A 13037-nucleotide genomic window follows, 5' to 3' on the forward strand; every position below is an offset into this window, starting at 1 on the left:
ATTTGTAAAGAGTAAATAGCACAAACCTCCCGAGCAACCAAAGTATAGTGAATTAATTGTAGCCTCACATTACGATTAATGTTTATCGAATAAATATTAAAACAAAGTTAATTTTGGTTACTAGCCACATAAGTATTTCAAAATCAATACTTCTTCAGTTTGTTTTTTTAGCGTTGCTATCTCAAACCGCAGTTGCTCAGGCTGTATTTCAGAGCGCGGGTTCTGGTGGAAGGTGGGATAGAAGTGCAAGTTGGACAATTGTTAGTGGAAGTGACGCTAATGGAATACCAGATGCTGATGATCAAGTAACTGTATTAGCTGGTGATGTTATTGAAATAAGGACAAATGTGGCATGCAATAATCTCACTGTGATTGGAACCTTGGATTATGGGTTGAACCGCACACTTTCAGTTGGAGGAAACTTAACAATGTCAGGTGTAACTGCAGAGATTATAGGTGGGAATAATAAAGTGTTAAACGTCTCAGGGGCATTTTCTGTAGCCTCTGGTGCCAACGTTGATTTAGATATTTCTGACTTAACAGTTACGGGTTTAACTACTCTTAATGGTACACTTAATTTTACCCAAAGTCACGACCACGTTTTTGCATCTATTATTGTTTCATCTACTGGTACTTGGAACAACGCGACAATCAGTGATTTTATAATCAATGGAAACTTAACCAACAATGGTGGCTTCACTGGCTGTACCAACGACCTAGCCTGCGAATACTATTTAAACAGCAGTTCGGGCACAATATCTGGTTCTTCGGTAATTAAAGTTCCTGATTTTGTTATTAACAGTCCAGCCTCTTATTCAAATACAGGTAGTATTATTATAACAGATAATTTAGATGGAACTGGGACTTTTGTCAACTCTACTTCTGGAACAATAGAATTTGAATTATCTACACAAACTAATATTTCAAATTTCACAGCTTCCGCCACTGGTAATACCGTAATCTACAATGTTGGTATCGACAGAGATTTAATCAACCCTACGGCTAGTACTTTTTATAATCTGGTGATTAATAATGAATCGAACCTAGATGATATTAGCCTAGTAAGTAACATTACAGTTACGAACCAACTTACTCTAACACTTGGTGATTTAATACTTGGTACTAACACTTTAACATTGGGCTCAGCAGCATCGGTGTCCGGTGGCAGTGCCAATAGTTATATTCAACTGAATAGTACTGGTGTAGTAAGACAGAATTATGTGTCAACAGGTGGTTCTGTTAGGATTCCACTAGGAGATAACAATGATTACTCCCCCATAATCAGCTTTGTCTTGAGTGGAGGAGCTTTAGGGATAAATCCATTTGTGAGTTTTGGTGTAACAGATGCTGTTCACCCCAATAGAAATACAGACAACACAGGCTCAGGAGGAGACGATGACGGAACCGCAGCAGTTTCTTATTTAAGCAGGTACTGGACAGTGAGCGGAAGTAATATTTCAGACCCAGAATTTACCGCCACTTATCAATATGTAGATGCAGACGTTACTGGTACGGAATCAGACATGGTAGCCGCACTCAGAAGAACAAGGACTGGAGGAATGGGGCCTGTTCTAGATTGGAAAGAAGCAGGAACAGTAAACCCCACTACAAATACTGTATCTCTAAATAGTGGAGATGGATTTGGCGATATGTATGCGATGGATAACACAGATAGTCGTTTGCCTATTGTACTCCTTTCATTTATTGCAGAAAGGAGTGAGCTTGGCGTGAAGTTAAAGTGGGTTACTACTTCAGAAATAAATAATGATTTCTTTACAGTTGAACGCTCAGTAAATGGTATCGACTTCGAACCAATTTTATATGTTCAAGGAAAGGGGACAAGTGAAGAAACTAACACTTACGAAACCTTAGATAATGGTCCGCTTTCAGGAAGAAGTTACTATCGTTTAAAGCAAACTGACTTTAATGGCGCTTTTGACTATTCAGAGGTAATTGGAGTAAATGCAGCGATAAACTCAGAACTTGAAACCCTTGTAAAGATATTTCCAAATGCAATTTCACCTGGTGATTACTTGAACATCCACCTGAATAAAAACGGAGAAGAAGAAATCATTGTCAAGTTGTTTACGCTTGAGGGAATTGAAATATTAGAAATACGAAAGCAAACCAACGAAGGATTTAAAGTAGAGATTCCAACCTATTTAAAATCAGGTATATACATTTTGAAGATTAAGAAGGGCAGATTCTTAAGTTCATCAAAACTAGTTGTTGAATAACCCCATTACCATTTTTTGCTATTTTTCTGGTCAAAGATGATTTAGAAAATCCGAATATTTTTTGTTCTTTTACAGCCAGAACCTCAATTATTTTAATAAGCTCAAAGCGTCTTTCACCGCTCTACTCAAATTTGAGATTATTAAAACGACTATTATAATTCCTAGCACTAGTGCTGAATTAACCAAATAGATTAAATACCGAAACTGCTGTGAAATTTATATTTACCGTCACATTATTTGTGTGCAGTATACTTTGTAGTGCTCAAGCTACTTTCCAAAGTAATGTTGCTACAGGCAACTGGACTGCTGCTGGGAGTTGGCTCTTGGTTAGTGGGGCTGACGCAGACGGTATTCCCGATAATGACGACAATGTTACTATCCAGACCGGACATACCATTAACATAGCAACTACCACCACCCAAAATTGCAACAACTTAACCATTGATAGAGGTACTTTAGCCTATACAGCAGGCTCAGGAAGATTAAATGTCAGAGGTAACTTAATCGCCAACTCTACAGTAGGAACTAGGGCAACATTATCTGGTTCGTCTAATAATCACCGAATAGTAATTACTGGGAGTTCTACAGTAAACGCATCCAGTCATTTAGAAGTAATTGCAGTTAGAATTACAGCAAACGGACCAACAGTTCTTAGTGGCCTCCTAGAATTCACCACGGCTCAAACTTCTAATAATACATTTATTGATGTCACAATCAACGGAAGCGGTACTTGGACTAATAACTCCACCCAAAATTTTGCTATTAGTGGCTCTCTACTTAATAATAGCGGAAATACAATGACCCCATGTTCTACAGTAGATGGTTGTAATTATGCATTTACTGGGGATGGCGAGAGTATTGATGGTACGGGTACAACTACTTTATCTAGATTAATAATTAACACGGTATCAATTACTAATAATGGCACATTGGTAATGAACGATGATATTGTAGGATCTGGAACTTTAATCAATGATGGTTCTATTACAGTAAACACTCATGCGGGAGGCGCTAACTTTACTCTTGATAATTTTGACCTGAACAATGTTGGAAGCTCATTCACTTATCAGGGAACAACCAATGAAAATATTGATATCACATTTCCTTTTTATGACCTCATAGTAAACATGGATAATGGTGTTCTGCTTCAAGTACTCAATAATGATGTGTCTGTTGAGAATAACCTAACCATAAACTCTGGAGAAATGAGAGTGAGGGACAACCGAACGCTAGCTGTGACAGGAAACTTAAGTATTGCTGGTGCTAACGCTGAATTTGCTCCTACTTCAACAGGCAATATTGTAAATATTGGTGGTAATCTATTAATGTCTGATGGGAATTATGACCAGAATGAAGGTGATGTAAATGTAACTGGCGATATTATTCTGACTGGCGGCACCATGATTATCTCCGAAACAGGCTCTTCTACTTTAGATGCTACCGATATGTCCATAACGGATGCAGCCGTTACCTTGAATAGCGGGACAATGACTATTTCTAATGCTGCTGGAGGACTTACAAGTAATAGTAATGCTCAGAATGTGGTGATTTTAAGCACCTTAGATGTAGCAGGTCAAATTGAAGTACAAAGTGGTACTACTATTCTTAATGCAGGAGCAGATGTTTCAGCAGGGGCAATTACAGTTTCTGGGGGAATTTTAAGACCAAATAACGCTACTGCCATACTTGATGTGACAGGAGATATAACTACTTCGGGAACTGGTCTTTACGATCAGAATGATGGTGATGTGAATGTGTCTGGAGATTTTAACCTAACTAATGGATCTGCCTTTTTAGATGGAGGGACGTTAGATGCTACTGATATGACCATTGCAATAGGAGATGTCCAACTGAGGGCTGGTACAATGAATGTAACAAATGCAGCTGGAGGTGTCACTATCAATTCTGGTAGGCTATTAATGAATGGAGCAAATACACTTAACGTTACAAATGATATATCTATAGCAGGAGGAGAGCTCCTTTTTAATGATAACACGGCTGTTATTAATATTTCAGGAGACCTAACCATGTCATCTGGTGAATATGACCATAATGATGGAGATATGAACATTACTGGCGATATCATTATTACGGGTGGGACCATGGATTTAAACGTAATAGCAACAGCCTCGACAGTAGATGCCACAGACATGACGCTGGCTACAGGTACAGTCGACTTAAGGGGAGGTACTTTAACACTTTCGAATGCTTCTGGAGGATTAACCGTGAATAGCGGTGCTTTGAGTCTTTTAGGGACAACGGTAAACATATCTGGAGATTACGATATAAATGGAGGTACGAATGATTTAAATACTGGTGACATATCCTTTGTGAATATGGACATTGCTTCAGGAGGCGTAATAACTGTAGCAAATGCTACTATTGCTTCTTCCGGTACAGTCACAGTAGATAATGGAAGTTTTACAATTGATGGTGCTGCAGGAACTTACAACTTCAATAATATTGATGTAAATACCAATGGTTCTTGGCTCGTAACAGCTGCATATTCACCAACCATTTCGGGCAGTATATCCAGTGACGGCACATTTACAGGCTGTAATGGCGCTGGCTGTGTGTATACACTTACCAGTGCTACAGGAACTATTTCTGGAACAGGAGCAATGAATACCATGTCTGATTTTTTAATTGATGCACCTGCTAGTTATACCAACACAAACTCTGGGGGAGTAGATATATCCGATGCCCTTGGTGGAACAGGAACATTTATTAATGGCGCGAATGGAGCAATGCTCTATGGAGGGTCGAACGGAAACTTCACAATTACATCATTTACAGCCTCAGCAGTTGGAAATACCGTTACCTATAATCGTACTGTAAGTAATCAACTTATTCAACCTACAACAGATGCTGGAAACAATTATTATAACCTCATCATTAACAAGGCAGATGGTCAGGATGTAACTACAAGTGCCGATATCACTGTAGACAACCAGCTAACACTTACTCTTGGGGATATAATAATGGGAGGTCAGAATATAATCATGTCATCAGGCTCAACCATCACAGGAGGTAATGCATCAAGTTATATTCAGGATAACGCTGGCGGGGTATTAAGGTATGAACTGTCTGCGGTTGGGACATTCTTTGTCCCCATTGGTGGAGATCGATATTCACCTATTACATTGACTTTAAATTCAGCAACGATAGGAGGAGGGGCTTCAATTGATTTTAGTATTACGGATTCCGCTCATCCAAATCGTGATAGAGATAATACTGGTGATTCACCTGCGGGTGACGATGACGGAACTGCTGCTACTGATTTTCTGGATGTATACTGGACTCTTTCAGGAAACAATATAAGTAGCCCTGTTTATAGCGCTAGTTATATTTATGATGCTTCTGATTTTACTCAAACTACAGAAAGCAACATGGTAGGAGTACTTTATAGGGTTATTGCAGGTGGTACTTTAGATTGGTTTGTAGCTGGAACAGTTAACCCTACCAACAATACAGTAAGCATTAGCGAGGCGGATGGATTTGGAGATTTGTATGCTATGGATAACACCTCTCAGCGTCTACCTATTGTGTTAATTTCTTTTAAGGCATCACCACTAATTAACTCAGTCAATTTAAAATGGGTCACTGCAATTGAAGAGAACAATCAACTCTTTACAATTGAAAGATCGGTAGATGGTAAAGAATTTATCCCGATTCTGTACATAGAAGGAGCAGGGACAACCAATTCATTCCGTTCATACAGTGCTTCTGATCTTGACCCAATTTTAGGTAGATCATATTATAGATTAAAGCAAACTGATTTTAATGGGCAATTCGAATACTCCGAAGTGATCAGTGTTTTTTATGAAGGAAGTAATGCTTTCGACTTTGGGTTAAAAGGAAACTTGATTAAGACAGGAGAGCGGCTTGGGATATGGTGTGAAAATGCACTTGAGGCTCCTCAGTTAATGATTAGAGATATAAAGGGAGAAGTGTTGGTAAGTAAGAAATTTACTTCTGATTCTTCAGAAATTGAAGAAACTAGCCAACTATCTGCTGGAGTATATTTCTTGATAGTGAATTACTTTGGTAAGGTAGAAACCAAGAAATTCATTATTAGATAATGATTAGTTTCCAAAATTAGAGTTACAAACCGTAATGCTTTTTGTTCCATCAAAATAAGCCTGATTCTGGTCTGAGTTAAGTCCAATGTTTGTAGAACCTAATATTTCGTTTTCAAGAGGACCAGAGGATTCAAAGTGTATTTTAACACTTCCATCAAAACGAATCAGGTCGTTATAACTAATTTGGGTATTGTTATCAAGCGACTCAAGAATAGTAACGCTTTTCCCAATGCCATTTTGTTCTTTTAAAGTAGTTAAGAAAGTAGCTACATCACCATCGCTGCTTAGGTCACCAAAATGAAGGTGTACTGGGTGCTCAGCTCCTGAAATCACATTGTTCAAAGTAATTTCAATTTGAGCTTTCCCGTCATTCCTTTCCCTAATCTTCAGAGTCCCTGTGGTGGTATTTCCTTCTACCGAACCTGGAATTAAGGCCAGTTCCATTTCATTATCGGTAAACTCAGAAATTTCATTTCCAGAATCACTACAAGACCATGTATAAAATGTGACCAGTAAAATCAAACAAGATGAAAGTAACTTTTTCATAATTTTCAAATTAAGCAATTCTCTAAAATAAACGGTTTCAAACGTGCTTTGGTCTATAAACTGAGTGATTTTTATTACATAAAGCCAACTGCTTTTTTTGCTCTTATCAACACTTCTCTTGCTACTACTCTTGCCTTAGCTTCGCCCTCTTCTAATTTTCTATTAAGCTCGTCAAGATTTTCCATATAGTAATTGAAAATTTCTCTTTCCTTGGCATACTTCTCTTTAATCAATTCGTAGAGCGCTGTTTTTGCATGCCCGTAACCGTAGTTTCCACCTTCATAATTGGCCCTCATTTCCTGAGTTTGAGCCTCTGATGCGATCAGCGAATAGATAGCAAAAGTGTTATCCGTATCAGGATCTTTAGGTGCTTCAAGCGGTGTGCTATCCGTAACAATCTGCATCACGTTCTTCTTGAGCGGCTTATCTGCTTGAAAAATATCAATGGTATTACCGTACGACTTACTCATTTTCTGGCCGTCAGTGCCTGGAATGGTCATTACCTTATCATTGATTTTTGCCTCGGGCATCTTGAATACTTCTCCATACTGGTTATTAAAAGTATTGGCCATATCGCGGGCCATTTCAAGATGTTGTCTTTGGTCTTTTCCTACGGGGACAAAATTGGCATCATACAATAATATATCGCAGGCCATCAACACGGGATAGGTAAATAATCCAGCATTAACATCTGAAAGCCGATCGGACTTATCCTTGAACGAATGCGCATTTGCAAGCATTGGGAATGGCGTTAGACAGCTTAGATACCATGTAAGCTCACAAACTTCTGGCACTCTAGATTGGCGATAGAAAGTGTTTTTATCTGTGTCGAATCCAAAAGCCAACCAAGCAGCAGCCACAGCATTTGTATTATCAATTCTAGTTTGAGGATCTTTTATTGTTGTAAGCGAGTGTAAATCAGCAATAAAGAAGAACGATTCATTTTTTGGGTCCTTCGATAATTCAATTGCTGGAATAATTGCCCCAAGCAGATTTCCTAAATGTGGTTTGCCCGAACTTTGTATACCTGTTAAGATTCTTGCCATGAATTTAATATTTGTCACAAATAAATGATTATTGACTGGTCGATTCAAGTCTTGGCTTGTTATTTTTGCTCTTCAACATATATTAAAATAGATACTCCTGTCGTCAATAGCATATGACTAAATTCTGTAGCCTTCTTTTCTTGATTTGTATTTCCACTTTAGTTTGGGCTCAATCGCCAGAATTGATTGATGTAGGGGTGATTGATGGCGAAATCAATACTTTTTATGGTGAATTTCAATGGGAAAATAACTCTGCCGATACCATCCAGATTACCTTTTGGTCCGGAGAAGAGCGATTGAAGCTTGAAAAGAAAACTATAAAAGCTGATCCAAGAGAAACTTTAGACATTCCTTTCACCATTTCTACAGAGGGCCACATAGGGGGATTTAAAATAGGACTGAGAGTTTTAAGTAAATCTGAGGTTATTCTGAAGGAGTATGTTGTGGCGGGAAGAATTCTAGCACCCGTTAAAGATGTTTTTAAAGCCTATAGGAATGTTTTTTGGCCGTTTCGTTCGAAATATCAAGTGGTTAATTTTAAGTCAGGCTTTATTGGAGATCAGTTGAGTGCGGAAATGATACTGTATAATTTTGGGGGTAAAGAAGTTAACTTGATTGACGCCAGTATTTCGGCCTATTATAATGTGAGCTTTCAGCCCATGGTTATTCCTCATAATAGCTTTGCGAAAATGAATGTTGTACTCAAAACAGATTCTTTGTTAGCTCCTGGATTTGTAAAGGAAATGGTACAAGTGAAGGATAGAAACGATTCACTTATTTTCTCTATTCCGGTTCAGTTTACATTAGAGAATAAGCCTACAATGGCAAACCCAGACTCGCCTTACTTATCGGTGAGCGATTTAGATCACGACTTTAAAGTGCTTGGAGTTAACGATAAAGGAAATGTTACGATTAAGCTGTCTAACTCAGGAAATGAACCTTTAGAGCTCTTCAAGATTGAAAGCAACTGTTCATGTTTGAAATATGATATCGATAAAGCAGTTCTTGCCTCGGGAGAATCCGTAGATATGGAAGTTACTTTTGATGCTACAAACCGATTGGGCTTTGAAAGAAAAACATTGGCAATTTTTAGCAATGATCCGCGAAAACCAACTGTGGTGATTACTTTTAGAGCTCATGTTAAATAAAGCCTAATCGACTTTCGGTCATATTTGAAGGTATGACTGAAAATCAAATTTCACATCAATAAGGCAAAGTGTATTGTCAATTGGGCTATTAATAAATAAAAGTTAGCTTCAATTGATGATTTTATTCATCAATTCCATTAGTTTTTTGTCGTTTTTAATTGCGTTTTTAATTGCATTAATAAGGTAATCTGATGCTTTTTCTCCATTATTCAGTTTTGATGAAAAGTTAGAAAACATGTCAATTACATTGTCTTTATCTTCAACCTTTTCAGAATACTTCAATAAAGCCTCAAAGTCCTTTAGCATGGTTTGTTTGGACTCTGATATGTTAGAGACATTGGTATTATAAGATATGGGATTTTGTTCGATTGAATTTTTTAATGCAATGCAGGCATTATAATCATTTACAATCTGATCTATGTCGTTTCTTTTTAATTCCTTTTCATCAATTTTATCTGATACTTCAGGGCAATCAGAAAGGTAATCACTCAATAGTTTTCTAAATCCCACTATACCAGGTAGTACAAACGTAGATCCACCAAATTTTTGTAATGCTGTCGTTCCAAAATCATCCATCCTGTTTGACGTAGAATATTTGTAAACACTCAAATAACCTTCAATTTCAAGCAAACCAAACCGATATTGTTCCCCAACCTTTATTGGTTTAACAAGACCAATTTCTGGAAGTGAAATGTTTTTTATGCTAAACAATTCTACTTTTTCTTTATCTTTTCCATTTTTAACTATTGCATATGGCATACCATCTGAATTTGCTAAAAGCTTAACGTCTCCCGTTATAGTTTCTCCTGAAAGCTTTGTTAGAATGTCTTGACCAGTGGCTGAGAATGAAAGAATTGAAAGGGTGAAAATAGATAGATATCGTTTCATATAGTTTTATTCAGTTAGCGAAGGTAGGGCATATTTTTTTTTAATTCCACAGAATTGATGAAGCTTAATGCAAAGGGTGTAACCATTTTGATTATTTTAACGCCAGAAACCAATTCCAATTATGGGCGAATTTTTAATAACAGATGATTCTGTTCAAAATAAGTTAACCAACGATCAAATGCTTGATAATCGAGATTTCTCGAATATTAAGAACGGAGCTGATTTAGAGCGTTTACTTCAAGAAAAAGGGAGGGATTATTCAAAGGCACTGTACAACCTTGAATATGAAAAACAACTAGAAAAACTGCAGGTGGAGTTGGTTAAACTTCAACATTGGATTGCCGAAACTAAACAAAGGGTTGCTGTAATTTTTGAAGGCCGCGATGCAGCTGGAAAAGGCGGAACCATTAAACGATTTACAGAGCACCTTAATCCGCGATCAATGCGCGTGGTAGCCCTAAATAAACCTACCGATTTGGAAAAGGGGCAGTGGTATTTCAGAAGGTATATAAAGGAACTTCCCTACGCAGGCGAAATGGTTTTCTTCGATCGTAGTTGGTACAATAGAGCGGTAGTAGAGCCTGTCATGGGATTTTGTGATGAAGAGCAGTATCAGCGTTTTATGCGTCAGGTACCAGAATTTGAACATATGCTTTTTGAAGATGGTGTTCATATTATAAAGTTTTGGTTTTCAATAGGTAAGGACGAGCAAGTGAAACGCTTTAATGATAGAAGAGCAAATCCTTTAAAGCAATGGAAGTTAAGCCCAGTAGATGAGAAGGGGCAAGAAATGTGGCAGAAGTACACCTACTATAAAGAGCAAATGTTTGCCCAAACGCACAACAGTTTTAGCCCTTGGGTAATTATAAAAACCAATACTAAAAAGCAGGCTCGCTTAGAAAGCATACGCCACGTACTATCTAAATTTGAGTACCCCGGGAAAAAAGATGCAGATATTGTTGTATTACCCGATCCAAATATTGTAATGAGGTTCCACCGATCAATTTATCACTTGATATAATGTCTGAATTAAAATACAACTTTACTGATAAGGAATTGAAGCTCTTAAACAGCAACAAGGCCATTAAACTACTGTTGAAGGATAAGAACAATATCAATCCTGAAAAGGTATTACGGTATGTTAAATACGAAAAGCGCCTTGAAGAATTTCAGGTAGAGCTTATCAAGCTTCAACAGTGGGCAATCAATGAAGGCAAACGCATTTGTTTATTATTTGAAGGTCGAGATTCGGCAGGTAAGGGCGGAGCGATTAGAAGGGTTACACACCACTTGAACCCCAGAAACTATAGAGTAGTAGCATTACCAAAGCCCTCAGAACAAGAACGTGGGCAGTGGTATTTCCAGCGCTATATAACTCGCTTACCAAACCCAGGTGAAATTGTTTTTTTCGACCGTAGCTGGTACAATAGAGCGGTGGTAGAGCCTGTCAATGGTTTTTGTACCAAAGAGGAATATGAACGCTTTATGAGCGAGGTTAATAACTTTGAAACCATGTTGACCAACGATGGAATTATTCTATTGAAGTTCTATTTTTCGATTACAAAGAAGGAGCAAGCCTCTAGGTTTAAAGACATTATGGAAAACCCATTGAAGCGTTGGAAAATGTCGCCAGTGGATGAAATGGCGCAAGAGCTATGGGATTCCTATACAGAGTACAGAGTAAGAATGTTTGCAGAAACAAATACAAAAAACAATCCTTGGATTGTGTTGAAAGCTAATAAAAAGACTTCTGCAAGAATTCAAGTCATTAGGCATATTTTGGAAAAAGTGCCTTATAAGTAGCGTGTAATGCTCTTTACTTCAGGTGGTATGAAATCATCACCAAAGGATCTTCTGGGTTAAACGCATTAGTGAAATTCAAAAAAGCCTGTTCTTTTTGATTGAACTTACTTTTCTCTTGTTGCAACTTATAGGCCTTCGCAAGAACGTTTTCAGAATCAAAGATCATAATGATATCACGATCATTAATTGTATGAGCCCAATAAAGGGGTAAGCCTCCGTCAACATCATTTTTAGCGGTAGTTTTTAAGACGATTTTAGATCCATTCTTAATATCATAAATCAAATGGTGACTATTACTTTTCGAAAACTGTGTTATTAAGAAGTTAGCGTTCCCTTGTAAACTCGGAGTATGATAAGCTTTATCCTTATTCTTATTCAAGTAGCCAATATAGTCGTCATATGGAGAATTATGTTCAAACATTTCAGGAGGTAAAGCGTCAGGAGAGAAGTCAAGTATAACTTCTGGAACAAAACTATTATCCTGTTTTTCATAGATTGTGTCATTAAAATAAGTGCCATAATATGTTTTACTAGCTGTGTTTTTCAAAATATTTCTCTCCCTAAAAGAGTGGGGGTCTTTTCCATTATGAATTTCGAGCAGACAGTCTGATTTTTTTGTCTCCAAATTATATTGAACCACTTCACAAGACTTTCCATTTCTCCCGAGTTCATTCGGTATTTTACCTGTTTGAAATTGGTAATCATTACCTCTTTTTAAGAATGCTTGTGCAGAGAAAGGTAATTTTTCACTCCTCTCAAAAATGCCTTGATTATCATAAAACACCAGTTTTCCTCTAGCATCCAGCACTTCAACCTTGCTCTTGTCCACTAAAAAGTCTTGAATTGATAGGTATTGGTTGGGGCCTTGTCCTGGTTTGGTAATGGCAAATTGGAAGTTGCCTTTTAAATCATAAACCGACAGTGATCGACCTGAGTAGTAATCAAAAATATAAATCAACCCATCTTCAATCAAAACCTTATCAATTCTGTAGGCACGGTGTTCTGGGTGGTCTTTCAGAGCGGTATAACTGATGTTATCAATTACATCCGACAGTTTACTTACCTTGATATCAGCAATAGAAATCACCTCAATACCTTCAGAAGTAGACTCGGAGCTCTGTTTGCCAGAATTAGAGCCACAGGATGAGGTCAGAAAAATAATTATGACGATTAACCCAGAAATTAAAAGTGTCTCTTTGGTTGATTTCATAAATATAAACTTAACGAATATATTTCTGTGTTCTGATCAAAACCAAGCCGCTAACCATGTTGTGAGGCAGTAGGTTT

The 13037-nt window shown here is 37.5% G+C and carries 9 protein-coding genes; 5 read left to right on the top strand and 4 right to left on the bottom strand.

Features of this window, described 5'->3' with window-relative positions; all coding sequences use genetic code 11:
* Nucleotides 1-113: 113 nt before the first annotated feature.
* Complete coding sequence (locus AAC026_RS13740) at nt 114-2237, top strand: T9SS type A sorting domain-containing protein (RefSeq protein ID WP_339699068.1); 2124 nt, start codon at nt 114-116, stop codon at nt 2235-2237.
* 209 nt (nt 2238-2446) lie between these two features.
* Entirely contained in the window at nt 2447-6319 is a 3873-nt protein-coding gene (locus tag AAC026_RS13745) for a T9SS type A sorting domain-containing protein (RefSeq protein WP_339699071.1), read from the top strand.
* A gap of 3 nt (nt 6320-6322) precedes the next feature.
* On the opposite strand, the gene AAC026_RS13750 is transcribed toward AAC026_RS13745, so the two are convergent.
* Both AAC026_RS13750 and trpS read right to left on the bottom strand, forming a co-directional pair.
* Nucleotides 6323-6865, bottom strand: coding sequence for a hypothetical protein (locus AAC026_RS13750; protein WP_339699074.1), 543 nt, complete (start codon nt 6863-6865; stop codon nt 6323-6325).
* Nucleotides 6866-6939: 74 nt separating this feature from the next.
* On the bottom strand, nt 6940-7911 hold the full coding sequence (gene trpS / locus AAC026_RS13755) for a tryptophan--tRNA ligase (RefSeq protein ID WP_339699077.1): 972 nt from the start codon (nt 7909-7911) through the stop codon (nt 6940-6942).
* A 113-nt stretch (nt 7912-8024) separates the two neighbouring features.
* Here trpS and AAC026_RS13760 point away from each other — a divergent pair, with 113 nt between their 5' ends.
* Nucleotides 8025-9059: a DUF1573 domain-containing protein gene (locus AAC026_RS13760; protein ID WP_339699080.1), complete on the top strand. Its 1035-nt coding sequence runs from the start codon at nt 8025-8027 to the stop codon at nt 9057-9059.
* Nucleotides 9060-9167: 108 nt separating this feature from the next.
* On the opposite strand, the gene AAC026_RS13765 is transcribed toward AAC026_RS13760, so the two are convergent.
* Nucleotides 9168-9947, bottom strand: coding sequence for a hypothetical protein (locus AAC026_RS13765; protein ID WP_339699083.1), 780 nt, complete (start codon nt 9945-9947; stop codon nt 9168-9170).
* 121 nt (nt 9948-10068) lie between these two features.
* Here AAC026_RS13765 and ppk2 (AAC026_RS13770) point away from each other — a divergent pair, with 121 nt between their 5' ends.
* The gene (ppk2, locus tag AAC026_RS13770) at nt 10069-10968 is read left to right on the top strand and encodes a polyphosphate kinase 2 (RefSeq protein WP_339607063.1); all 900 of its coding nucleotides are present in this window, start codon (nt 10069-10071) and stop codon (nt 10966-10968) included.
* Nucleotides 10968-11750, top strand: coding sequence for a polyphosphate kinase 2 (gene ppk2 / locus AAC026_RS13775; protein ID WP_339607064.1), 783 nt, complete (start codon nt 10968-10970; stop codon nt 11748-11750). Before ppk2 (AAC026_RS13770) ends, ppk2 (AAC026_RS13775) begins: the two co-directional genes overlap by 1 nt.
* A 13-nt stretch (nt 11751-11763) precedes the next feature.
* Here ppk2 (AAC026_RS13775) and AAC026_RS13780 read toward each other — a convergent pair whose 3' ends face one another.
* Nucleotides 11764-12960 carry a 6-bladed beta-propeller gene (locus AAC026_RS13780; RefSeq protein WP_339699086.1) on the bottom strand — a complete coding sequence of 399 codons (1197 nt, stop codon included), beginning with the start codon at nt 12958-12960 and terminating at the stop codon, nt 11764-11766.
* Between the last annotated feature and the right edge of the window lie 77 nt (nt 12961-13037).

Origin of the sequence: uncultured Roseivirga sp. (genome assembly GCF_963973945.1) — a bacterium.
In the GTDB taxonomy this organism is placed as follows: Bacteria; Bacteroidota; Bacteroidia; order Cytophagales; family Cyclobacteriaceae; genus Roseivirga.

Coding starts and splice junctions, on each gene's coding strand:
- AAC026_RS13750 (WP_339699074.1), bottom strand. CDS start 6,865: ATGAAAAAGTTACTTTCATCTTGTTTGATTTTACTGGTCACATTTTAT.
- trpS (WP_339699077.1), bottom strand. CDS start 7,911: ATGGCAAGAATCTTAACAGGTATACAAAGTTCGGGCAAACCACATTTA.
- AAC026_RS13760 (WP_339699080.1), top strand. CDS start 8,025: ATGACTAAATTCTGTAGCCTTCTTTTCTTGATTTGTATTTCCACTTTA.
- AAC026_RS13765 (WP_339699083.1), bottom strand. CDS start 9,947: ATGAAACGATATCTATCTATTTTCACCCTTTCAATTCTTTCATTCTCA.
- ppk2 (WP_339607063.1), top strand. CDS start 10,069: ATGGGCGAATTTTTAATAACAGATGATTCTGTTCAAAATAAGTTAACC.
- ppk2 (WP_339607064.1), top strand. CDS start 10,968: ATGTCTGAATTAAAATACAACTTTACTGATAAGGAATTGAAGCTCTTA.
- AAC026_RS13780 (WP_339699086.1), bottom strand. CDS start 12,960: ATGAAATCAACCAAAGAGACACTTTTAATTTCTGGGTTAATCGTCATA.